The organism is Streptomyces sp. NPDC058274 (assembly GCF_042881375.1).
In the GTDB taxonomy this organism is placed as follows: Bacteria; Actinomycetota; Actinomycetes; order Streptomycetales; family Streptomycetaceae; genus Streptomyces.
Genome location: NZ_JBHVXW010000019.1, coordinates 93182 through 114838, shown reverse-complemented (window position 1 = coordinate 114838; position 21657 = coordinate 93182). Strand labels below are relative to the sequence as shown.

Genomic DNA, 21657 nt, shown 5'->3' with positions numbered 1-21657 from the left:
GCATCGATGGCCCCTCACTTCGGTGAGGGGCCATCGTTTTTTGTGCGTCAACTCCGTGTGCGGCGCGGTGAGTTCATCATCCGCCGTGCGGCATCCGCGATGCGTCGCCCGTCGTCCGTAATCCGTCGTGCGTCGTCCGGCGTTCGCCGTCCGGGGGAGGGCCTGCCGCGGCGTTGAGGCGGCCCTCTCCCCGGCGCGGGTCAGCCCGTGCGGCGCAGGGCCTCGGAGAGGCGGCCGGCGGCGTCGATGACCGCCTGGGCGTGCATCCGGCCCGGGTGGCGGGTCAGGCGCTCGATCGGTCCGGAGACCGAGACCGCGGCGACCACGCGGTTCGACGGGCCGCGGACGGGGGCGGAGACGGACGCGACGCCCGGCTCGCGCTCGCCGATCGACTGGGCCCAGCCCCGGCGCCGTACGCCCGAGAGGGCCGTCGCCGTGAAACGGGCGCCCTGGAGGCCGCGGTGCAGGCGCTCCGGCTCCTCCCAGGCCATCAGGATCTGGGCCGAGGAGCCGGCCTTCATGGTGAGCGTGGAGCCGACCGGGACGGTGTCCCGAAGGCCGGACAGGCGCTCGGCCGCGGCGACGCAGATGCGCATGTCGCCCTGGCGGCGGTAGAGCTGCGCGCTCTCGCCCGTGATGTCCCGCAGATGCGTGAGCACCGGTCCCGCCGTCGCCAGCAGGCGGTCCTCGCCGGCCGCCGCCGCGAGCTCGGCGAGCCGGGGGCCGAGAATGAAACGGCCCTGCATGTCGCGCGCCACCATGCGGTGGTGTTCCAAGGCCACGGCGAGGCGATGTGCCGTGGGTCGTGCCAGCCCGGTCGCCGCGACCAACCCTGCGAGGGTGGCCGGACCGGACTCCAGGGCGCTCAGGACAAGGGCTGCCTTGTCCAGAACTCCTACGCCGCTACTGTTGTCCATGAAACGATACTCGCGTCTCACTCTGTGAAACGCAAGTTCAATTTTCCCGGGAACGCGCCACCCTTGTAGACACAGCGGCCCGAGGACCAACGGGCCCGGCGGAAGACGTCCGGTACGAGGGGTACGAACGCTGCCGCCCCGGAAATCTCTAGTTGGGCCGGCGCCACACAGGCCGGCCGGAGGGAAAGCGATGGGTAGGACACTCGCGGAGAAGGTCTGGGACGACCATGTCGTCCGGCGCGCCGAGGGCGAGCCCGACCTCCTCTTCATCGATCTGCACCTCCTGCACGAGGTGACCAGCCCGCAGGCCTTCGACGGCCTCCGCCAGGCCGGGCGACCCGTGCGCCGTCTCGACCTCACCATCGCCACCGAGGATCACAACACCCCGACCCTCGACATCGACAAGCCCATCGCGGACCCGGTCTCCCGGGTCCAGCTGGAGACGCTGCGCAAGAACTGCGCGGAGTTCGGCGTACGGCTGCACTCCCTGGGCGACGTCGAGCAGGGCGTCGTCCACGTCGTGGGACCGCAGCTGGGCCTGACCCAGCCGGGCACCACCGTGGTCTGCGGCGACTCGCACACCTCCACGCACGGCGCCTTCGGCGCGCTGGCGTTCGGCATCGGCACCTCGCAGGTCGAGCATGTGCTGGCCACCCAGACGCTGCCGCTGGCCCGCCCCAAGACCATGGCCATCACCGTCGACGGCGAGCTGCCCGAGGACGTCACCGCCAAGGACCTGATCCTGGCGATCATCACCCGGATCGGCACCGGCGGCGGCCAGGGCTACATCCTGGAATACCGCGGCTCGGCCATCGAGAAGCTCTCGATGGAAGCCCGGATGACCATCTGCAACATGTCGATCGAGGCGGGCGCCCGGGCCGGAATGATCGCCCCGGACGAGACCACCTTCGAGTACATCAAGGGCCGCGCCCACGCCCCCCAGGGCGAGGACTGGGACGCCGCGGTGGCGTACTGGAAGACCCTGAAGTCCGACGACGACGCGGAATTCGACGCGGAGGTCGTCATCGACGCCACCGCGCTGGCGCCGTTCGTCACCTGGGGCACCAACCCGGGCCAGGGCGCGCCGCTTTCGGCATCCGTCCCCGATCCCGCTTCGTACGAAGACGCTTCGGAGCGCTTCGCCGCCGAAAAGGCCCTGGAATACATGGGGTTGAGCGCCGGACAGCCGCTGCGCGACATCAAGGTCGACACCGTCTTCGTAGGTTCGTGCACCAACGGCCGTATCGAGGACCTGCGTGCCGTGGCCGCGATCGTCGAGGGCCGCAAAGTCGCCGACGGGGTACGGATGCTGGTCGTCCCCGGCTCCGCGCGGGTCGGTCTGCAGGCCGTTTCCGAGGGTCTGGACGTGGTTTTCAAGGAGGCCGGCGCCGAATGGCGGCACGCGGGCTGCTCGATGTGCCTGGGCATGAACCCCGACCAGCTGGCCCCCGGTGAGCGCTCCGCGTCCACCTCCAACCGCAACTTCGAGGGCAGGCAGGGCAAGGGCGGCCGTACGCATCTGGTCTCGCCGCAGGTCGCCGCCGCCACCGCCGTGCTGGGCCATCTGGCCTCGCCGGCCGACCTGTCCGACGCCGAAGCTCGTACGCCCGCTGGAGTCTGATCAGTCATGGAAGCATTCACCACGCACACCGGCCGGGTTGTCCCGCTGCGCCGCAGCAATGTGGACACCGACCAGATCATCCCTGCTCACTGGCTCAAGAAGGTGACCAGGGACGGCTTCGAGGACGGCCTTTTCGAGGCCTGGCGCAAGGATCCGTCCTTCGTCCTCAACCAGCCCGAGCGCAAGGGCGCCACGGTGCTGGTCGCCGGACCCGACTTCGGCACCGGTTCCTCGCGCGAGCACGCGGTCTGGGCGCTGCAGAACTACGGCTTCAAGGCCGTCATCTCCTCCCGCTTCGCCGACATCTTCCGCGGCAACTCGCTCAAGAACGGCCTGCTCACCGTGGTTCTGGAGCAGAAGATCGTGGACGCGCTGCAGGAGCTGACGGAGCGCGACCCGGCGGCCGAGGTCACCGTCGACCTGGAGGCCCGCGAGGTGCGCGCCGAGGGCGTCACCGCCTCCTTCGAACTCGACGAGAACGCCCGCTGGCGGCTGCTGAACGGCCTGGACGACATCTCCATCACCCTCCAGAACGAGGGCGACATCGCCGCGTACGAGGCCAAGCGCCCCGCCTACAAGCCGCAGACCGTGCAGGTCTGACGCGCGAGCGCCCCGCACGGGCGATCGCACGGCTGATTTCAGCCACCGCAACACCCCTCTGTACCCCCAATCGTGGACGGTTGGGGGTACAGCTGTATCTGCCTCCGGGTGGCCGCGCCGCTCGCCGCCGGAGCCGTCAACTGCCCACGTTACGGCGGACTTTGGCGGGGTACGCGCACTTCGAAGCCGCGTCGCGCCGAAGCGTTCGAGAGGCCGTCGGAGGCCGCAGTTGCCCCCTGCGCAGGCGACAACTCGCCCCAGATGGCACAATCTGTGCATGGGACACGACGGCCAACTCGAGCTCTATGCGGCAGTCGCGGCCCAACTCAAGGAAGCGCACACAAGAGTGCGCGCACTGCAAGTCCCGGAGGGCGTACGGATGGCGCTGACCCGGAAGCTGCTGGTCATTACGGCCGCGGCCAAGCACGATCTCGCCGATGCGACAAGGCGTCTGGAGCGGTTCACCACCGACCTCGACGAGGGTCGATTCCTCGAAGAGGAACGCTGAGTTACTCCACGACAGTCCGAGTTCGTTGCGGCACAAGGGTGATTAGCCCGTTTCGTGTTTGATTTGCGGTATATATCTGCCTAACGTGCGAAAAAGCTTGAACACTTTCGTTCTGGCAATGTCTCCGAAGGGGAAGACGTGAACAAGGCGCAGCTCGTAGAAGCGATTGCGGACAAGGTCGGCGGGCGTCAGCAGGCCGCCGAGGCGGTCGACGCCGTACTGGACGCCATCGTCCGTGCAGTTGTCAGCGGGGAAAGGGTCTCGGTCACCGGCTTCGGCTCCTTCGAGAAGGTCGACCGTCCGGCCCGTTACGCCCGCAACCCGCAGACCGGGGAGCGCGTTCGGGTCAAGAAGACCTCCGTGCCGCGCTTCCGTGCCGGCCAGGGCTTCAAGGACCTGGTGAGCGGCTCGAAGAAGCTCCCGCGCGGCGGCGAGGTCTCCGTCAAGAAGGCGCCCAAGGGCAGCCTGACCGGTGCGGCTTCGGCGACGGTCAAGAAGGCCGCGGCCAAGAAGACCACCGCCAAGAAGGCGACGGCGAAGAAGACCACCGCCAAGAAGGCGACGCCGGCGAAGAAGACCACGGCCACGGCGAAGAAGGCCACGGCGAAGAAGACGACGGCGACGGCGAAGAAGACCACCGCCAAGAAGACCACCGCCAAGAAGGCGACGGCGAAGAAGACCACCGCCAAGAAGGCGACGGCCAAGAAGGCCCCGGCGAAGAAGGCGACGGCCAAGAAGGCCCCCGCCAAGAAGTCGACGGCGCGCAAGACCACCGCCAAGAAGGCCACCGCCCGCAGGTAGTAGGGGCGCCAGGGCACCTCACGCACCGGGCCGGACTCCCACGGGGAGCCCGGCCCGCGGCGCGTTCAGGGGCGGTCGCACCGCACCCGGCACCCGCTCAGAACGTGTGCAGGGTGACGAGGGTGATCCGGCGGGCCTCGCCGTCGCCCTCGACGTCGACGCGCACCCGCTGACCGGGACGCAACAGCCGCAGTCCGCCCGCGTCGAACGCCGGCGCGTCGAAGGGCACGGGCGTGCCGTCGTCGAGCAGCACCTGGCCGCTGCGGGTCTCGGGGTCGTAGGTGTACGCGGTCGCCTGCATGAGGGGAAGCCTAGGGCCTGTTACGGCGGCGCACTTGCCGGGACCGGCGCCTGGTTCGCCCGGGCCGGGCAGCCGGGGCGTCCGGGATCAGCAGCCGGGTTGCCCGGGGATCAGCAGCCGTGCGGCCGCCGCGGCCGTGCGCGGGCCCACGCCCAGCGCCAGGGCCGCCCGCAGATCGTCGCCCGTATCCACGTCCTGACGTACGGAGTCCACGGCGTCGAGGCCCAGTTCCACGGCGCCCGAGGCCCGGTGGCGGGCGCGGGACGCCGTGCCGAATGCCGGCAGCAATTCCCGGCCCGGAACGGCGGCCAGCAGAGTGGTGCCGATTGCGGCGGCATCGGGGAGAAAAGAGCGGGGGAATTCCGCGGCCGCGTCCAGTACCCGGGCCAATTCCAGCGGGCGCAGCGCCGGAAGATCGGCATTCAGGGCCGCCACGGCGCTTTCGGGGCTTCTGGAGCGTACGACCGAGGCCGCGTGCGCCAGAGCGGCGTTCAGGCCGCCCTCCGGCTCGTCGGGGACGATTCGGGCGCCCAGGGCGGCCAGCTCCCGCCCGGCCAGCGAATCGTCCGTGACGACCGCCACACTCCGCACCGCGGCGCAGGCCAGCGCGGCTGCCACGGTGTCCTGCGCGAACGCGAGGGCGAGCCCGGGGCGCAGTCCGTCCCCGGCGGTGTCCGCAAGCCTGCTCTTGGCTCGCGCCAGGGCTTTGAGGGGTACCAGCAAGGTCCACTGCACAAGCGCTCCGTCCCTCCCTTGTCGCGCCCATTGTCACCCGGTGCCCGGGGAGGGCCCGTGCCCGGGGCGTACGGTGTTCTCGACAGACCGGCGGCCCGGGGCGACACTTGTGCGGGCCCCCAGGCCCAAGAGGAAGGTGTCCGCGTGTCCCGCCGCAGAATCGGCTTCTGGTACCGCTTCGCAGCGGTCCTGTGCAAACCGCCCCTGGTGGTTCTGATCAAGCGGGACTGGCGCGGAATGGAGAACATTCCGGCTGCGGGAGGATTCATCACCGCGGTGAACCACAATTCCCATGTGGATCCCTTCGCGTACGCGCACTATCAGTACAACACCGGGCGGGTTCCTCGATTCCTGGCGAAGGCCGCGCTTTTCAAGAAGGGGTTCGTGGGGGCCGCCATGCGCGGCACCGGGCAGATCCCCGTCTACCGGGAGAGCACCGACGCGCTGAGCGCCTTCCGGGCCGCGATCGACGCCGTGGAGCGCGGCGAATGCGTGGCGTTCTACCCCGAGGGCACCCTCACCCGCGATCCCGACGGCTGGCCGATGACCGGCAAGACCGGTGCCGCCCGGGTCGCCCTGCAGACCAAGTGCCCGGTGATTCCGGTCGCCCAGTGGGGCGCCAACGAACTGCTGCCGCCGTACGCCAAGAAGCCCAACATCCTTCCGCGCAAGACCAGCCACGTCCTCGCGGGCCCGCCCGTCGACCTCTCGAGCTTCTACGGCAAGGAGATGAGCCCGGACGTCCTCAAGGAGGCCACCGAGGTCATCATGGCCGCCATCACCACGCTGCTGGAGGAACTCCGGGGCGAGAAGGCGCCCGAGAAGCCGTACGACCCGCGCACGGTGCGCATCGAACAGCGCCGCAGGGCCGCGGCGAAGCAGAAGGCACAACAGGAAGAGGGGCAGGGCGCGTGAGCAAGCCGGTCAGGGCGGCCGTCTTCGGGACCGGATCGTGGGGCACGGCCTTCGGGATGGTGCTCGCCGATGCGGGGTGCGACGTCACCCTGTGGGCGCGCCGCGCCGAACTCGCCGAAGCGGTCAACTCCACGCGTACGAACCCGGACTACCTCCCGGGCGTCGAACTCCCGGCGAATCTGCGGGCCACCGCGGATGCCGCCGAGGCCGCGCGCGACGCCGACTTCACCGTGCTCGCCGTGCCCTCGCAGACGCTGCGCGGCAACCTCGCCGAGTGGGCGCCGCTGCTCGCCCCCGACACGGTCCTCGTCTCGCTCATGAAGGGCGTCGAACTCGGTTCCGCCATGCGGATGAGCGAGGTGATCGAGGACGTCGCCAAGGTCGGCGCGGACCGGATCGGCGTGGTCACCGGACCCAACCTCGCACGGGAGATCGCCGCACGCATGCCGGCCGCCGCCGTGGTCGCCTGCAGCTCCGAAGCCGTCGCCCGGCGACTCCAGGGCGTCTGCCACACGCCGTACTTCCGCCCGTACACCAACACCGACGTGGTCGGCTGCGAACTCGGCGGTGCCGTCAAGAACGTGATCGGTCTCGCCGTCGGCATCGCGGACGGCATGGGCCTCGGCGACAACGCCAAGGGCTCGCTCATCACGCGCGGCCTCGCCGAGACCACCCGGCTCGGCCTCTCCATGGGCGCCGAACCGCTGACGTTCTCCGGACTCGCGGGCCTGGGCGACCTGGTGGCCACCTGCTCCTCGCCGCTGTCGCGCAACCACACCTTCGGCACCAACCTGGGCAAGGGCATGACCCTGCAGGAGACCATCGCGGTCACCAGGCAGACCGCCGAGGGCGTCAAGTCCTGTCAGTCCGTGCTGGATCTGGCGCACCGGCACGGTGTCGACATGCCCATCACGGAGACGGTCGTGGACATCGTCCACGAGGGCAAGCCGCCGGTCGTCGCCCTCAAGGAGCTGATGTCGCGCAGCGCCAAGCCGGAAGTGCGCTGACCGACGCCGAACACGCCGGCCCACACCCGGCCGGCCGGCACCGATTGCGCCAACGCCCTACCGGTGGGGCGACGCTCCGCGACCGCCCGTGCGACGCTGAGCAACGGCCGCCGTGGGGCGCTGACTCACCGCCTACCACCGGGTACGCTCAACGCGATATGAGCACCGAGAACCTCCCCCAGAGCCCCGAGCAGCCGCCTCGTAAGCCGCGCGTGGCCGTCGTCTTCGGCGGGCGCAGCTCCGAACACGGGATCTCCGTGGTCACGGCCGGCGCCGTCCTGCGCGCCATCGACCGTACGAAGTACGACGTACTGCCGATCGGCATCACCCAGGACGGCCGTTGGGCGCTCACGGCGGACGAGCCGGAACGCATGGCGATCATCGACCGCAAGCAGCCGAGCGTCGACCAGCTCGCCGAGTCGAGTGAGGGCGGCGTGGTGCTCCCCGTCGATCCGGCCAGCCGCGAAGTCGTCTACTCCGAGCCCGGTTCGGTCCCCAAGGCGCTCGGCGAGGTCGACGTCGTCTTCCCCGTGCTGCACGGCCCCTACGGTGAGGACGGCACCCTCCAGGGCCTCCTGGAGCTGTCCGGAGTCCCGTACGTCGGCGCGGGCGTGCTCGCCTCGGCGGTCGGCCAGGACAAGGAGTACATGAAGCGGGTGTTCACCTCCTTCGGGCTGAAGGTGGGCCCGTACGTGGTGATCAGGCCGCGCCAGTGGGAGCTCGACCGGCCCGGCGCCCGCAAGAAGATCGTCGACTTCGCGGGCGAGCACGGCTGGCCGCTGTTCGTGAAGCCCGCCCGCGCCGGTTCCTCGATCGGCATCACCAAGGTCGACGACCTCGGCGGTCTGGACGAGGCGATCGCGGAGGCACAGCGCCACGACCCGAAGATCATCGTGGAGGCGCTGCTGCGCGGCCGCGAGATCGAGTGCGGGGTCCTGGAGTTCGAGGACGGCCCGCGGGCCAGCCTGCCCGCCGAGATCCCGCCGGCGCAGTCGCACGCGTACTACGACTTCGAGGCGAAGTACATCGACTCGACGCCCGGCATCGTGCCCGCCCCGCTGACGCCCGAGGAGACAGCCGAGGTCCAGCGGCTCGCGGTCGAGGCCTTCGACGCCGTGTCCTGCGAGGGGCTGGTGCGCGCGGACTTCTTCCTCACCGAGGACGGGGAGTTCGTGATCAACGAGGTCAACACCATGCCCGGCTTCACACCGATCTCGATGTACCCGCAGATGTGGCAGGCCAGCGGGGTCGAGTACGCGGAACTGGTGGACCGCCTGGTGCAGGCGGCACTGCGGCGGTCGACGGGACTGCGCTAGGACCTGTCCGGCCGATCATGGTGGAGGGAAGCCGCGGCGCTTTGTCGTCGCAGATGTGCGTGCCACACCCCGCGTCTCCGCCGTGATCGACCGGACGGCTCCTTGCCGTCCACCCGTACGTCAGTCGGCGATCCCTTCGGGGACCGCCTTCTTGATGGGCTTCGCGAGGTCGACAAGCGAACCGGCGCCCTTCTTCGCCTGCCCCGCGGAGAGCCGGACCTCGACGTATGCCCTGCGCAGGCTGGTGGTGAAGACGTAGGAGCCGTCGTCGTGCTCCTGCACCAGCCAGCCCACGCCGTTCACCTCGGTGGTGGACGCCTTCGGGTCGAGCATCTCGGCGGGCCGTTCGACACCGCAGCGCAGTATGATCGCCGGGCTTCCCCAGCCCGCGGTCAGCGCGGACCGGGGCTCGGGATCCTCCCGGCCGAGGCCGTCGACCTTCTTCGGCAGCACCTTGTCCAGGTTCTGGCACAGCTCGGTGACCTTCGGGTCCGGGCTGGGAACCGCAGCCGAGGCGTTGTCGTCTGCTGAGGAGCAGCCCGTGGCAGCGATCAGCAGTGCGAGCACGGGCAGCCCGAAGAAAGTGTTGAGCCGGTGACGGAAGAAGTTCACCGGCCAAGGGTAGACGGGGGCTAGAGGTGCACGACCGGGCAGGTCAGAGTACGCGTGATGCCGTCCACTTGCTGGACCTTCGCGACCACCATGCGGCCGAGTTCATCGACTGTGTCGGCCTGGGCGCGCACGATCACGTCGTACGGTCCTGTCACGTCCTCGGCCTGAATCACCCCCGGGATCTTGCTGATCGTGTCAGCGACGGTCGACGCCTTGCCGACCTCCGTCTGAATCAGGATGTACGCCTGTACCACGGAACCTCCAGGGCGGCCACGAGGATCATGTGGGGAAAAGGAACGCCACGGTATCGCGTCGCCGCTCGCCGCGGGGAGACCTGCGGGGGCCGTGGCTTGCGCGCCGAGGTGCACGGACTGCACAAGTTGACGGTCGACTCGACCGTACCGAGTACAGAGACGGCTCGCGACCGGGCACCGGTCGTGGCAGAGGGAGCAGTACGACGATGCTGTGTTTCCCGGGGGACAGCCCCCGGACCCCCGGCCGAGAAGCAGGTTGGAAGGGGTCGGCCGGGATGAAAGGAACAGGTGAGAACCGGTGAAGGGAACCGTGGGCGAGCTGGGGGAGTTCGGGCTCATCCGAGAACTCACCTCGCGTCTCACCACCACCCCGGCGGTCCGGGTCGGCCCCGGCGACGACGCTGCGGTGGTGGCCGCGCCCGACCGCAGGGTCGTGGCGAGCACCGACATTCTGCTGGAAGGGCGGCACTTCCGCCGCGACTGGTCCACGGCGTACGACGTCGGGCGCAAGGCGGCCGCGCAGAACCTCGCGGACATCGCCGCGATGGGTGCCGTACCGACCGCGCTGCTCCTCGGCCTGGTCGTCCCCGCCGAACTCCCCGCCACCTGGGCCTCCGAGCTGATGGACGGCCTGCGTGACGAGTGCCAGGTCGCGGGCGCGGCCGTGGTCGGCGGCGATGTCGTGCGCGGTGACACGATCACCGTGGCGATCACCGCGCTCGGTGATCTGCGCAACCACGAGCCGGTGACCCGGGGCGGGGCGCAGCCCGGCGACGTGGTCGCCGTCACCGGCTGGCTGGGCTGGTCCGCGGCCGGGTACGCGGTGCTCTCGCGCGGCTTCCGCTCGCCGCGCGCCTTCGTCGAGGCCCACCGGCGCCCCGAACCGCCGTACCACGCGGGTCCCGCGGCCGCCGGGCTCGGCGCGACCTCGATGACCGACGTCAGCGACGGGCTGATCGCGGACCTCGGGCACATCGCCGAGGCCAGCAAGGTGCGCATCGACGTGCGTTCCGGCGACATCGACATCCCCTCGCAGATGAACGACATCGGGCAGGCCGTCGGTGTCGACCCGATCCAGTGGGTGCTCAGCGGCGGCGAGGACCACGCGATCGTGGCGACCTTCCCGCCGGACGTGAAGCTGCCGGCCCGGTGGAAGATCATCGGCGAGGTGCTCAATCCGTCGGCGCTGCCGCAGGTGACGGTCGACGGGGCGCCCTGGACCAGCAAGGGCGGCTGGGATCACTTCGGGGACATCGAGTCGTGATGCCCCGGGCCGGTGATGTCGCTTACGCGACCGGGTAGTTCCGCAGTTGGATGCCGGTGGCCGCCTTCTCGGTGAGCTTCTTGAAGAAGCCGCCAGAAGGCGCGAGCCGGCGAGGGCCGGTTCACCGGCCAGGACATACGCGCCGACGAGTGCGACCCCGGTGCCGGCCCCCGCTCGCGTCAGGCGGGCGCGGGCACAGCAAAAAGCCGGTCCACGGTGAGGTGGACCGGCTCAGAGCAGCGAACCGGCATGGCCGCGCGCTTGGCGTGGTGTCAGCGCGAAACCTTGCCGGCCTTGATGCACGAGGTGCAAGCGTTCACGCGCTTCGGCGTCCCGCTCACGACGGTACGGACGCGCTGGATGTTCGGGTTCCAGCGACGGGACGTACGGCGGTGAGAGTGCGAGATGCTGTTGCCGAAGCTCGGCCCCTTGCCACAGACGTCGCAGTTGGCAGCCACGGGTCACTCCAAAGACTTCAGATGCTCTTACGGTGGATCCCGGCATGCCGGGATCAAGATCTAGGATCTGAGTGGCGGTGCCAGGGGGAAGGCCCGATCAGATCGGGCAACTGGAGCAGCATACAACGACTGCGTCCGGAGAACGAAACTACCATGGTTGCCCCGGGCCCCGGCCCGGCTCCCGTCAGGCCCCCTACCGCCGGTAACCCACTCTGGGTCTACGCTGCGTCCCACGTCCAGCAGCTCGAGGAGGCCCAGGTGCCGCAGGTGCCGCAGACATTGGACGCTCTCGCGGTGCGGACCTGGTGCGGTCTCGCTCTTCAGGCGCTGGGGCGGGCGCGCGAGGAGATCGACGCCATCAATGTCTATCCCGTGGCCGACGGGGACACCGGGACGAACCTGTATCTGACCGTGGAGTCGGCGGCCGCGGCGGTCGAGGCGGTCTTCGCGGGGCACGACGCGGTCTCCGGGGGCGCCGGGCAGGACGCGGTCTCCGGGGAGGCCGCGGACGACTCCGCTTCCGTACGGGCCGGCGGCCCCTCTCTCGCCGAGGTGACGCGGGCGATGGCGCACGGAGCGCTGATCGGTGCCCGGGGGAACTCGGGGACGATCCTCGCCCAGCTGCTGCGCGGCATGGCTCAGGTGCTCGCGGACGACAGCGGCAAGGGCGGTGCCGTCGGCCGGGACTCCGTCGGCGGCCGTGACGCCTCTCACACGGACGGGCAGGGACTGCGGCTCGCGCTGCGGCACGCGGCCGACTCCGCCCGGCTGGCCGTCGCGCATCCCGTAGAGGGCACGGTTCTCACCGTCGCCTCGGCCGCGGCCGAGGCCGCCACGGGTGCGGAGGGCGACTGCGGGACGGTGGCGCGGGCGGCATACGAGGGTGCGCGGGCGGCCCTGGCGGCGACGCCCGGGCAACTGGCCGTCCTGGAACGCGCGGGTGTGGTCGACGCCGGCGGACGAGGTCTTGTGGTCGTGCTTGCGGCGCTGGTGGAGACGTTCACCGGGGAGGCGCCGGGCGGCAACGCGTCGGTCCCCGTGCCGGCCCGGCACGCGATGGACGCGACCTCTTCGGCTGCTTGGGACGACCTCCACACACGCGTGCGCGACGCCGGGCTCGACGAGCTCCACGCGCGCGGGGGCGAGGTGGCCGACGCCGGGGGAGTCCAGCCCGAGGCGTGTGCCGACGGGACCCCGGGCAAGGACGGTCCCGCGTTCGAGGTCATCTATCTCCTGGAGGCGGACGACGTGGCCGTGGCCCGGCTGCGCGACCGCCTCGACCGGATGGGGGACTCGCTCGTCGTGGTCGGCGGGGACGGGCTGTGGAACGTCCACGTGCATGTCGACGACGCCGGTGCCGCCGTGGAGGCGGGCATCGAGGCGGGCCGGCCGCACCGGATCCGGATCACGCACTTCGGACTCGGAGACGTCCACACAGGGGGCGCCGGAGTGCGGCGGCCGCCTCGGGAGCGGGTGCAGCGGGCCGTGGTGGCGGTCGTGCCCGGCGAGGGACTGGCCGGGCTGTACACGGAGGCCGGGGCGACCACCGTGCTCGCGCGGCCGGGGGAGCCGCCCGCCAGCGGGGAGCTCGTCGAGGCGGTACGGCGGGCCCACGCGCACGAGGTGGTGCTGCTGCCGAACGACGCGGAGCTGCGTCATACGGCCGCGGCGGCCGCCGAGCAGGCGCGTACGGAGGGTGTCCGGGTCGCGCTGATCCCGACCCGTTCCGCGGTCCAGGGGATCGCCGCGCTCGCCGTGCACGAACCGGACCGCCGCTTCGACGAGGACGTCGTCGCGATGACCTCGGCCGCGGGCGCGACCCGGTACGCCGAACTCGCCGTCGCGGAACGGCAGTCCTGGACCATGGCGGGGATCTGCCAGGCCGGCGACATCCTCGGCCTCATCGACGGGGACGTCGCGGTCATCGGATCCGACCTCACCGAGACGGCCGAGACCGTCCTCAACCGCATGCTCTCCGCCGGCGGCGAGATGGTCACCCTCGTCCTCGGCGACGACGCCCCCGACTCCATCGCCCCGCACCTCGAAGCCCGTGTCCGGGAGTCCTATCTGGCGGTCGACACGGTGGTGTACCGGGGCGGCCGGCAGGGGGCGCTGCTGCTGATCGGGGTGGAGTAGGCGCTCCGAGCCCGAGGACTGAACCGTCCCCCTGGCCCTCGGCCGCGGGAGGGCATTTCAGCCCCGGGGTGACCGCGAAGCGGAGGGCGCGCCATGGCAGGCCTGGAACGACCCGACTGACCAGCGGATTTCCAGGACGTATACGGCGTTGTCAGTCCTGTGGTGTGCAATGGATCTCGTGCCCGCGCTCGAAGAACCACTGAAGAAGACGCTCGGACCCGCCACCGCGAAGGTGATGGCCGAGCACCTCGGCCTGCACACGGTCGGCGACCTGCTGCACCACTATCCGCGCAGGTACGAGGAGCGCGGGCAGCTCACCCACCTCGCCGACCTGCCCATGGACGAGCACGCGACAGTGGTCGCCCAGGTCGCCGACGCGCGCCTGCTCACCTTCGCCTCGTCCAAGGCGCCCCGGGGCAAGGGCCAGCGCCTCGAAGTGACCATCACGGACGGCAGCGGCCGCCTCCAGCTCGTCTTCTTCGGCAACGGCGTGCACAAACCCCACAAGGACCTCCTGCCGGGCACGCGCGCGATGTTCTCCGGCAAGGTCTCGGTCTTCAACCACCGCCTCCAGCTGGCCCATCCGGCATACGAGCTGCTGCGCGGCGACGGCGACGAAGCGGCCGAGACGGTCGGCACCTGGGCCGGATCCCTCATCCCGATCTACCCCGCCACCGCCAAGCTGGAGTCCTGGAAGCTCGCCAAAGCCGTGCAGACGGTCCTGCCGAGCGCCCAGGAGGCACTCGACCCGCTCCCCGAATCCCTCCGGGACGGCCGGGGCCTCGTCGCCCTCCCCGAGGCCCTCCTGAAGATCCACCGCCCGCACACCAAGGCGGACATCGCCGACGCCCGCGCCCGCCTCAAGTGGGACGAGGCCTTCGTCCTCCAGGTAGCCCTGGCCCGCCGGCGGTACGCGGACGCCCAACTCCCCGCGGTGGCCCGCAGGCCCGCGCCCGACGGTCTCCTCACCGCCTTCGACGCCAAGCTGCCCTTCACCCTCACCGAGGGCCAGCAGAAGGTCTCCAAGGAGATCTTCGACGACCTCGCGACCGAGCACCCGATGCACCGGCTGCTCCAGGGAGAAGTGGGCTCGGGCAAGACGATGGTCGCCCTGCGCGCCATGCTCGCCGTCGTCGACGCCGGCGGGCAGTCCGCGATGCTGGCGCCGACCGAAGTCCTGGCCCAGCAGCACCACCGGTCGATCACGGAGATGATGGGCGAGCTGGCCGAGGGCGGCACCCTCGGCGGCATCGAGCACTCGACGAAGGTCGTGCTGCTCACCGGCTCCATGGGCACGGCCGCGCGCCGGCAGGCGCTGCTCGATCTGGTCACCGGCGAGGCCGGCATCGTCATCGGCACGCACGCGCTGATCGAGGACAAGGTCCAGTTCCACGACCTGGGCCTGGTCGTCGTCGACGAGCAGCACCGGTTCGGGGTGGAGCAGCGCGACGCCCTGCGCAGCAAGGGCAAGCAGCCGCCGCACCTCCTGGTCATGACCGCCACCCCCATTCCGCGCACGGTCGCGATGACCGTCTTCGGCGACCTGGAGACCTCGGTCCTCGACCAGCTCCCCGCCGGGCGTTCGCCGATCGCCAGCCATGTCGTCCCGGCCGCCGACAAGCCGCACTTCCTTGCGCGCGCGTGGGAGCGCGTGCGCGAAGAAGTGGAGAACGGCCACCAGGCGTACGTCGTCTGCCCCCGCATCGGTGACGAGGAGGACGAGTCCAAGAAGGGCGCCAAGAAGAAGTCCCCCGAGGACGAGGCCGAGAAGCGGCCGCCGCTCGCCGTCCTCGATGTCGCCGCCCAACTCGTCAAGGGCCCGCTCCAAGGGCTCAAGGTCGAAGTCCTGCACGGCCGGATGGCGCCCGACGACAAGGACGCCGTGATGCGCCGCTTCGCCGCCGGCGCGACGGACGTCCTCGTCGCGACGACGGTGATCGAAGTCGGGGTCAACGTACCGAACGCGACGGCGATGGTGATCATGGACGCCGACCGGTTCGGCGTCTCCCAGCTGCACCAGCTGCGCGGCCGGGTCGGCCGTGGTTCCGCGCCCGGTCTCTGCCTCCTGGTCACCGAGATGCCCGAGGCGAGCCCCGCGCGCCAGCGACTGACCGCGGTGGCGTCCACGCTCGACGGCTTCGAGCTCTCCCGCATCGACCTGGAACAGCGCCGCGAGGGCGACGTCCTCGGCCAGGCCCAGTCCGGAGTCCGCTCCTCGCTGCGCATGCTCACGGTCATCGACGACGAGGAGATCATCGCCGAGGCCCGCGAGGAGGCGGCCGCGGTCGTCGCCGGGGACCCGGAGCTCGAGCACCTCCCCGGACTGCGCACGGCCCTCCAGGCCCTGCTCGACGAGGACAGGGAGCAGTACCTGGACAAGGGGTGAGCCCAGCGACGAGCAGTGAGCCCAGCGACGAGCAGTGAGCCCAGCGACGAGTAGTGAGCCCAGCGACAAGGGGCGAGGGCAGCGACCGCACAGCACCCCCCGCCCCCGCCTGCCAGACTGGATCCGTAACCGCCCCTCGAACAAGGACCCCAGATGACCCGCGTGATCGCCGGCACAGCCGGCGGACGCCGCCTAGCCGTCCCGCAGGGAACCCGCACGCGGCCCACCTCCGACCGTGCGCGCGAGGGCCTCTTCTCCACCTGGCAGTCCCTGCTCGGCGGCCCCCTGGACGGCGAGCGCGTCCTCGACCTGTACGCCGGCTCGGGCGCCGTCGGCCTGGAGGCACTCAGCCGCGGTGCGGGACACGCCCTGCTCGTCGAGGCCGACGCCAAGGCGGCCCGCGTCATCCGCGAGAACATCAGCTCGCTCGGTCTGCCCGGCGCCGAGGTCAGGCCGGGCAAAGCGGAACAGATCGTCCAGGAAGCGGCGCCCGCGACCCCGTACGACCTGGTCTTCCTGGATCCCCCGTACGTCGTCCCGGACGGCGATCTTGGCGAGATCCTCCTCACACTCCGCACCAGGGGCTGGCTCGCGGACGAAGCCCTCGTCACCGTGGAGCGCAGCACCAGAGGCGGGGAATTCCGGTGGCCGGACGGCTTCGCAGCGCTCCGGTCCCGGCGTTACGGCGAGGGAACGTTTTGGTACGGTCGCGCCGCCTCTACGTGCGAAGACGCACGATGACCGGACCGGAGAGCGAGGGACCACAGTTGCGCCGCGCCGTCTGTCCCGGGTCGTTCGACCCCATCACCAACGGACACCTCGACATCATCGCCCGCGCTTCCAGGCTCTACGACGTCGTGCACGTCGTGGTGATGATCAATCAGTCGAAGAAGGGCCTGTTCACCGTCGAGGAGCGGATCGAGCTGATCCGCGAGGTCACCGCCGAGTTCGGCAACGTCCAGGTCGAGGCCTACCACGGCCTCCTCGTCGACTTCTGCAAGCAGCGCGACATCCCCGCCATCGTCAAGGGTCTGCGCGCGGTCAGCGACTTCGACTACGAACTCCAGATGGCCCAGATGAACAACGGCCTCTCGGGTGTCGAGACGCTGTTCATCCCGACCAGCCCGACCTACAGCTTCCTCTCCTCCTCGCTCGTGAAGGAGGTCGCCCAGTGGGGCGGCGACATCTCCCACCTGGTGCCGGAGATCGTCCTGGAGGCACTCAAGGAGCGGCTCGGAAAGAGCTGAGCGCCTGACAGTGCGTCACCCGGTGTCGGGCGGGGCGGGTGTGGTCGTACAGTCGATCCGTCCGTCTCCATCACAGCTGTAGAGAGTGGCGAGCACACGGTGGACGTGCAGAAGAAGCTCGATGAGATCGTCTCGGCGGTCGGCAGCGCCCGTTCCATGCCCATGTCGGCCTCGTGCGTGGTCAACCGCGCCGAGCTGCTCTCGATGCTCGAAGAGGTGCGCCAGGCCCTGCCCGGCTCCCTCGCCCAGGCGCAGGAGCTGATCGGCGGCCGGGAACAGCTGGTCGAGCAGGCCCGCCAGGAGGCCGAGCGGATCATCGAGACCGCCCACGCGGAGCGCGGTTCCCTGATCTCCGACACCGAGGTCGCCCGCCGCTCCCAGAACGAGGCGGAGCGGATCCTCGCCGAGGCCCGCCAGGAGGCCGAGGAGATCCGCGCCGAGGCCGACGACTACGTCGACTCCAAGCTCGCCAACTTCGAGGTCGTCCTCACCAAGACCCTCGGCTCGGTCGGCCGCGGCCGCGAGAAGCTCCTCGGCACCGGCCCCGGCGTCGACGAGCAGGGATACGAGGACGAGGACGCCCCGGAGCGCAGCCACGACCCGGAGACGCTGCGCCGCACGGCCGACGACTACGTCGACGTCAAGCTCGGCGCCTTCGAGGCCGTCCTCGCCAAGACCCTGGAGGCCGTCGGCCGCGGCCGCCAGAAGCTGCACGGCCGGATCGCCAGCGACGACCTGGGGCTCCTCACGGACGACGACGGCGCGCCCGTCCAGCACACCAACGACTCCGACTACCTCGCCGGCCTCGCCGTAGCGGAGGCCCCCGAGCAGCCCGCGCCGGTCCCCGAGGTGCCGGTCCAGCCGTCCTACGGGCAGCAGGACCAGTACGCGTACCAGCAGCAGCCCGATCCCTACGGGTATCAGCAGCAGCAGTACGTCCAGCAGGACGCCTACGGCTATCAGCAGGCCGATCCGTACGCCGCGTACCCGCAGCAGTCCTACGACCAGCAGGCCCAGCAGGCCGCGTACGACCAGGCGCAGCAGCAGGCGTACCAGCAGCAGACGCACGCGCTCGACGAGACCAGCCTCTTCGACACCGGCATGATCAGCGCGGAGCAGCTGCGGGCGTACGAACAGGGGCGCGGCGGCCAGTGAGCGCGGGGAGCGGGCACCGGATTGGGCCGTGAGCGAAAGGTCCAGTATCCTGGCTCTTCGGTCGCGCGTACGTCCGCGATCACCGCTGCCCGGAACATCGGGGCGGCGCCCCCCGAGCATCGAACAAGCATCGAAGATCGAAAGCAGGAATGGTTCTGAACGCCCACCTCGACCACCGAAACCCCCTCGTGTTCGACACACACGAGCTGGGTCGGCGTCCTGGTGCGCTGCAGCGCCTGACCCGCACGATCGACGCTCCCAAGGACCTCGGTCTGCAGGGTGTCATCGGAGTGCCGGAAGGCGCTCCGGTGAAGCTCGAACTCCGGCTCGAGTCGGTCATGGAAGGGGTGCTTGTCACAGGCACCGCCCGTGCATCGGCTGAGGGGGAGTGCGTAAGGTGTCTGGAGCCGCTTGAGCAGCAGCTCGCAGCGGACTTCCAGGAGATGTTCTCGTACCCTGACGCCGACGACCGGGGCCGTGTCAAAGCGGAGCCGGCCGACGACGCCGAGGACGACGAGGACAGGCTTTTCATCGAGGACGGCTTGTTCGACCTCGAACCCGTGCTGCGTGATGCGGTGGTGCTCGCACTGCCGATGCAGCCGGTGTGCCAGGACGACTGCCCCGGCCTGTGCTCCCAGTGCGGAGCCCGGCTCGCGGACGACCCGGACCACCACCACGACGCCGTCGACATCCGTTGGGCGGCACTGCAGGGACTCGCTGGTTCATCCGGAGACGGCGAGAAGGACGAGTTGAGCGGCGGCGCGCTTCCATCAGCGCACGTCGACGAGAAGCAGGAGAAGTAGCCGTGGCTGTTCCGAAGCGGAAGATGTCGCGCAGCAACACGCGCCACCGCCGGTCGCAGTGGAAGGCTGCGGTCCCCACCCTGGTTGCGTGCGAGCGCTGCCACGAGCCCAAGCAGCAGCACATCGCCTGCCCTGCTTGCGGCACCTACAACAAGCGCCAGGTCCTCGAGGTCTGAGCGGCCGGTGAGAGGTCTGATGTCTGACGCCAAGGCGGATGCAAACGCCAAGAACAAGGCGGACAACACAGCCTCGTCCCACACGCTTCTGGAAGGGCGGCTCGGCTACAAGCTGGAGTCCGCCCTTCTGGTGCGTGCGCTGACCCACCGTTCCTACGCGTACGAGAACGGCGGCCTGCCCACCAACGAGCGCCTGGAGTTCCTCGGGGACTCCGTCCTCGGCCTCGTGGTGACGGACACGCTGTACCGCACCCACCCCGACCTCCCAGAAGGCCAACTGGCCAAGCTGCGGGCCGCGGTGGTCAATTCGCGTGCGCTGGCGGAAGTGGGCCGCGGCCTCGAACTCGGCTCCTTCATCCGGCTCGGCCGGGGCGAGGAAGGCACGGGAGGCCGGGACAAGGCATCCATCCTCGCCGACACCCTTGAAGCGGTGATCGGCGCGGTCTATCTCGACCAGGGTCTGGAAGCGGCGGGCGAACTCGTCCACCGGCTCTTCGATCCGCTGATCGAGAAGTCCTCGAATCTGGGTGCGGGCCTGGACTGGAAGACCAGTCTCCAGGAGCTCACCGCGACCGAGGGGCTCGGCGTTCCCGAGTACCTGGTCTCGGAGACGGGCCCGGACCACGAGAAGACCTTCACTGCTGCCGCCCGCGTCGGAGGCGTCTCGTACGGCACCGGCACCGGCCGCAGCAAGAAGGAGGCGGAGCAGCAGGCCGCGGAGTCCGCGTGGCGCTCCATCCGCTCCGCCGCGGACGAACGTGTGAAGGCGGCGGCCGCCGAGGCCGCCCAGGCAGTCAAGGTCCAGGCAGCCGAAGCCGCTCAGGCGGCCGAGGTCACCCGGGCCGCTGAAACGGCTCAGGCGGCCGAGGCCGCCCGGTATGCCGGCGCCGCTGAGCACGTCGAGGCGGACGCCGACGCCTCCTCGACGTCCGCCTGACAACAAGTCGACCGAGCGCCCGCCCCGCAAGGGGCGGGCGCTATGGTGCGTGGGGGAGCCCGATATGCCTGAACTGCCCGAGGTCGAGGTCGTACGGCGCGGACTGGAGCGGTGGGTCGCCCACCGGACCGTCGCCGAGGCCGAGGTGCTGCATCCGCGTGCCGTCCGGCGCCACACCGCGGGCGGCGAGGACTTCGCACACCGGCTCAAGGGGCAGCGCGTCGGCACCCCGAGCCGCCGCGGCAAGTACCTCTGGCTGCCGCTGGAGACCACCGGCACCGCGATCCTCGCCCACCTCGGCATGAGCGGTCAGCTGCTGGTGCAGCCGTACGAGGCCCCCGACGAGAAACATCTGCGCATCCGTGTCCGGTTCGCCGACGCCCTCGGCACCGAGCTCCGCTTCGTCGACCAACGCACCTTCGGCGGCCTCTCGTTGCACGAGACGACGCCGGACGGCCTGCCGGACGTCATCTCCCACATCGCGCGCGACCCCCTCGACCCGCTCTTCGACGACGGCGCCTTCCACGAGGCGCTGCGCCGACGCCGTACGACCGTCAAACGGGCCCTGCTCGACCAGTCGTTGATCAGCGGCGTCGGCAACATCTATGCGGACGAGGCGCTTTGGCGCGCGCGGATTCACTACGAGCGACCCACCGCCACCTTCACCCGCCCGCGCACGGCCGAACTCCTCGGCCACGTACGGGACGTGATGAACGCGGCCCTCAGCGTGGGCGGCACCAGCTTCGACAGCCTGTACGTCAACGTGAACGGCGAGTCGGGCTACTTCGACCGTTCGCTCGACGCGTACGGCCGTGAGGGACTGCCGTGCCGGCGCTGCGCCACTCCGATGCGGCGGCGCGCCTGGATGAACCGCTCCAGCTACTTCTGCCCGAAGTGCCAGCGGGCGCCGCGCATCACGTCTTAGACGTCTGCCTTTGCCGCGCGCGCCGTGTCGTAGCGCTCCCGCGACTCCAGTACGTCGTCCATCCGGCCCTCCACGAAGCGGATGAGGGTCAGCAGCCGCTCGGCGACCTCGCGCCCGAGCGGCGTCAGTTCATAGTCCACACGCGGGGGGTTCGTCGGCTGCGCCTCGCGGTGCACCAGACCGTCGCGCTCCAGGGCGTGCAGCGTCTGGGAGAGCATCTTCTCGCTGACGCCGTCGACGCGGCGGCGCAGCTCGTTGAAGCGGAACGTGCCCTCGTGCAGGGCTCCGAGGGTGAGCGAGCCCCAGCGGCCGGTGACGTGCTCCAGCGTGCCGCGGGACGGACAGCTGCGCGCGAACACGTCGTACGCCAGGTCGGGACACTCGCCGCTTTCGGTGACCGCGTCGGCCTGTGCGTTGGGTTCCATGACCGCGAGCATACTCCGACGCAGCGCTAACCAAAGGGGGGCACTAACCATGAGTTAGCGAGCCACGGCTGTCACAAGGCAAGGGTGAGGCGAAAGGTGAAGGGCGTAAACGCATCGGTGGACGTAAACGCTTGCGCAAGCGTTTACGTCCACCGGTG

General features: G+C 70.3%; 23 protein-coding genes and 1 pseudogene. 17 read left to right on the top strand and 7 right to left on the bottom strand.

Annotation, left to right across the window (positions count from 1 at the left end):
* Positions 1 to 200 precede the first annotated feature (200 nt).
* Positions 201 to 917 carry an IclR family transcriptional regulator NdgR gene (ndgR, locus tag ACFVYF_RS29980; protein ID WP_028806673.1) on the bottom strand — a complete coding sequence of 239 codons (717 nt, stop codon included), beginning with the start codon at positions 915 to 917 and terminating at the stop codon, positions 201 to 203.
* Positions 918 to 1107: 190 nt separating this feature from the next.
* Between ndgR and leuC the strand changes: the two genes are divergently transcribed.
* The 4 genes from leuC to ACFVYF_RS29960 all read left to right on the top strand — a co-directional run bounded on the left by leuC (position 1108) and on the right by ACFVYF_RS29960 (position 4447).
* Complete coding sequence (leuC, locus tag ACFVYF_RS29975) at positions 1108 to 2538, top strand: 3-isopropylmalate dehydratase large subunit (RefSeq protein WP_389460357.1); 1431 nt, start codon at positions 1108 to 1110, stop codon at positions 2536 to 2538.
* Between the two features lie 6 nt (positions 2539 to 2544).
* Entirely contained in the window at positions 2545 to 3138 is a 594-nt protein-coding gene (gene leuD / locus ACFVYF_RS29970; protein WP_389460355.1) for a 3-isopropylmalate dehydratase small subunit, read from the top strand.
* Positions 3139 to 3415: 277 nt separating this feature from the next.
* Positions 3416 to 3646 (top strand): hypothetical protein, encoded by a 231-nt coding sequence (locus ACFVYF_RS29965; protein ID WP_365428986.1) that lies wholly within the window; start codon positions 3416 to 3418, stop codon positions 3644 to 3646.
* 138 nt (positions 3647 to 3784) lie between these two features.
* Positions 3785 to 4447 carry an HU family DNA-binding protein gene (locus ACFVYF_RS29960; RefSeq protein ID WP_383281569.1) on the top strand — a complete coding sequence of 221 codons (663 nt, stop codon included), beginning with the start codon at positions 3785 to 3787 and terminating at the stop codon, positions 4445 to 4447.
* Positions 4448 to 4544: 97 nt separating this feature from the next.
* Here ACFVYF_RS29960 and ACFVYF_RS29955 read toward each other — a convergent pair whose 3' ends face one another.
* Both ACFVYF_RS29955 and cofC read right to left on the bottom strand, forming a co-directional pair.
* Positions 4545 to 4748, bottom strand: coding sequence for a hypothetical protein (locus ACFVYF_RS29955; protein ID WP_383281566.1), 204 nt, complete (start codon positions 4746 to 4748; stop codon positions 4545 to 4547).
* A gap of 87 nt (positions 4749 to 4835) precedes the next feature.
* Complete coding sequence (gene cofC, locus ACFVYF_RS29950; RefSeq protein ID WP_389460352.1) at positions 4836 to 5483, bottom strand: 2-phospho-L-lactate guanylyltransferase; 648 nt, start codon at positions 5481 to 5483, stop codon at positions 4836 to 4838.
* Between the two features lie 144 nt (positions 5484 to 5627).
* On the opposite strand from cofC, the gene ACFVYF_RS29945 reads away from it, so the two are divergent.
* The 3 genes from ACFVYF_RS29945 (at position 5628) to ACFVYF_RS29935 (ending at position 8721) form a co-directional block, all read left to right on the top strand.
* Positions 5628 to 6398 carry a lysophospholipid acyltransferase family protein gene (locus tag ACFVYF_RS29945; RefSeq protein WP_389460350.1) on the top strand — a complete coding sequence of 257 codons (771 nt, stop codon included), beginning with the start codon at positions 5628 to 5630 and terminating at the stop codon, positions 6396 to 6398.
* Positions 6395 to 7405, top strand: a complete 1011-nt coding sequence (locus ACFVYF_RS29940; RefSeq protein WP_389460348.1) for an NAD(P)H-dependent glycerol-3-phosphate dehydrogenase — start codon at positions 6395 to 6397, stop codon at positions 7403 to 7405. The genes ACFVYF_RS29945 and ACFVYF_RS29940 overlap by 4 nt, the downstream gene beginning before the upstream one ends.
* Positions 7406 to 7563: 158 nt before the next feature.
* On the top strand, positions 7564 to 8721 hold the full coding sequence (locus ACFVYF_RS29935) for a D-alanine--D-alanine ligase family protein (protein WP_389460347.1): 1158 nt from the start codon (positions 7564 to 7566) through the stop codon (positions 8719 to 8721).
* A gap of 120 nt (positions 8722 to 8841) precedes the next feature.
* On the opposite strand, the gene ACFVYF_RS29930 is transcribed toward ACFVYF_RS29935, so the two are convergent.
* Positions 8842 to 9333 carry a DUF3515 domain-containing protein gene (locus tag ACFVYF_RS29930; protein ID WP_389460345.1) on the bottom strand — a complete coding sequence of 164 codons (492 nt, stop codon included), beginning with the start codon at positions 9331 to 9333 and terminating at the stop codon, positions 8842 to 8844.
* Between the two features lie 20 nt (positions 9334 to 9353).
* A complete protein-coding gene (locus tag ACFVYF_RS29925; RefSeq protein ID WP_017947604.1) occupies positions 9354 to 9587 on the bottom strand; it encodes an Lrp/AsnC family transcriptional regulator in 234 nt (77 codons plus the stop codon).
* 298 nt (positions 9588 to 9885) lie between these two features.
* Between ACFVYF_RS29925 and ACFVYF_RS29920 the strand changes: the two genes are divergently transcribed.
* Entirely contained in the window at positions 9886 to 10851 is a 966-nt protein-coding gene (locus ACFVYF_RS29920; protein ID WP_389460343.1) for a thiamine-phosphate kinase, read from the top strand.
* A gap of 272 nt (positions 10852 to 11123) precedes the next feature.
* Here the strand turns inward: ACFVYF_RS29920 and rpmB are convergent, their stop codons facing one another.
* Positions 11124 to 11309 (bottom strand): 50S ribosomal protein L28, encoded by a 186-nt coding sequence (gene rpmB, locus ACFVYF_RS29915; RefSeq protein ID WP_107021922.1) that lies wholly within the window; start codon positions 11307 to 11309, stop codon positions 11124 to 11126.
* Positions 11310 to 11567: 258 nt separating this feature from the next.
* On the opposite strand from rpmB, the gene ACFVYF_RS29910 reads away from it, so the two are divergent.
* The 9 genes and pseudogenes from ACFVYF_RS29910 (at position 11568) to mutM (ending at position 21074) form a co-directional block, all read left to right on the top strand.
* A complete protein-coding gene (locus tag ACFVYF_RS29910) occupies positions 11568 to 13445 on the top strand; it encodes a DAK2 domain-containing protein (protein ID WP_389460341.1) in 1878 nt (625 codons plus the stop codon).
* A gap of 169 nt (positions 13446 to 13614) precedes the next feature.
* Positions 13615 to 15831 (top strand): ATP-dependent DNA helicase RecG, encoded by a 2217-nt coding sequence (recG, locus tag ACFVYF_RS29905; RefSeq protein WP_389460339.1) that lies wholly within the window; start codon positions 13615 to 13617, stop codon positions 15829 to 15831.
* Between the two features lie 147 nt (positions 15832 to 15978).
* Positions 15979 to 16572 (top strand): annotated as a pseudogene (gene rsmD / locus ACFVYF_RS29900) (16S rRNA (guanine(966)-N(2))-methyltransferase RsmD); the annotation flags it as partial.
* 26 nt (positions 16573 to 16598) lie between these two features.
* Positions 16599 to 17078 (top strand): pantetheine-phosphate adenylyltransferase, encoded by a 480-nt coding sequence (coaD, locus tag ACFVYF_RS29895; protein ID WP_389460444.1) that lies wholly within the window; start codon positions 16599 to 16601, stop codon positions 17076 to 17078.
* Positions 17079 to 17177: 99 nt separating this feature from the next.
* Entirely contained in the window at positions 17178 to 18233 is a 1056-nt protein-coding gene (locus ACFVYF_RS29890) for an ATP synthase F0 subunit B (protein WP_389460337.1), read from the top strand.
* Between the two features lie 149 nt (positions 18234 to 18382).
* Positions 18383 to 19036 (top strand): YceD family protein, encoded by a 654-nt coding sequence (locus ACFVYF_RS29885; protein ID WP_389460335.1) that lies wholly within the window; start codon positions 18383 to 18385, stop codon positions 19034 to 19036.
* 2 nt (positions 19037 to 19038) lie between these two features.
* On the top strand, positions 19039 to 19212 hold the full coding sequence (gene rpmF, locus ACFVYF_RS29880; RefSeq protein WP_028802425.1) for a 50S ribosomal protein L32: 174 nt from the start codon (positions 19039 to 19041) through the stop codon (positions 19210 to 19212).
* A 19-nt stretch (positions 19213 to 19231) separates the two neighbouring features.
* Positions 19232 to 20149 carry a ribonuclease III gene (gene rnc / locus ACFVYF_RS29875; protein ID WP_389460334.1) on the top strand — a complete coding sequence of 306 codons (918 nt, stop codon included), beginning with the start codon at positions 19232 to 19234 and terminating at the stop codon, positions 20147 to 20149.
* Positions 20150 to 20213: 64 nt separating this feature from the next.
* On the top strand, positions 20214 to 21074 hold the full coding sequence (gene mutM / locus ACFVYF_RS29870; protein ID WP_389460332.1) for a bifunctional DNA-formamidopyrimidine glycosylase/DNA-(apurinic or apyrimidinic site) lyase: 861 nt from the start codon (positions 20214 to 20216) through the stop codon (positions 21072 to 21074).
* On the opposite strand, the gene ACFVYF_RS29865 is transcribed toward mutM, so the two are convergent.
* Positions 21071 to 21499: a winged helix-turn-helix transcriptional regulator gene (locus ACFVYF_RS29865; RefSeq protein WP_389460331.1), complete on the bottom strand. Its 429-nt coding sequence runs from the start codon at positions 21497 to 21499 to the stop codon at positions 21071 to 21073. The two genes, mutM and ACFVYF_RS29865, sit on opposite strands and share 4 nt — an antisense overlap.
* Positions 21500 to 21657 lie beyond the last annotated feature (158 nt).

Excerpts from the sequence above, each read along its gene's own strand:
- rnc (WP_389460334.1), top strand. The coding sequence starts at position 19,232 with ATGTCTGACGCCAAGGCGGATGCAAACGCCAAGAACAAGGCGGACAAC.
- leuD (WP_389460355.1), top strand. The coding sequence starts at position 2,545 with ATGGAAGCATTCACCACGCACACCGGCCGGGTTGTCCCGCTGCGCCGC.
- ndgR (WP_028806673.1), bottom strand. The coding sequence starts at position 917 with ATGGACAACAGTAGCGGCGTAGGAGTTCTGGACAAGGCAGCCCTTGTC.
- recG (WP_389460339.1), top strand. The coding sequence starts at position 13,615 with ATGGATCTCGTGCCCGCGCTCGAAGAACCACTGAAGAAGACGCTCGGA.
- ACFVYF_RS29955 (WP_383281566.1), bottom strand. The coding sequence starts at position 4,748 with ATGCAGGCGACCGCGTACACCTACGACCCCGAGACCCGCAGCGGCCAG.
- ACFVYF_RS29935 (WP_389460347.1), top strand. The coding sequence starts at position 7,564 with ATGAGCACCGAGAACCTCCCCCAGAGCCCCGAGCAGCCGCCTCGTAAG.
- ACFVYF_RS29965 (WP_365428986.1), top strand. The coding sequence starts at position 3,416 with ATGGGACACGACGGCCAACTCGAGCTCTATGCGGCAGTCGCGGCCCAA.
- leuC (WP_389460357.1), top strand. The coding sequence starts at position 1,108 with ATGGGTAGGACACTCGCGGAGAAGGTCTGGGACGACCATGTCGTCCGG.
- ACFVYF_RS29865 (WP_389460331.1), bottom strand. The coding sequence starts at position 21,499 with ATGGAACCCAACGCACAGGCCGACGCGGTCACCGAAAGCGGCGAGTGT.
- ACFVYF_RS29885 (WP_389460335.1), top strand. The coding sequence starts at position 18,383 with ATGGTTCTGAACGCCCACCTCGACCACCGAAACCCCCTCGTGTTCGAC.
- mutM (WP_389460332.1), top strand. The coding sequence starts at position 20,214 with ATGCCTGAACTGCCCGAGGTCGAGGTCGTACGGCGCGGACTGGAGCGG.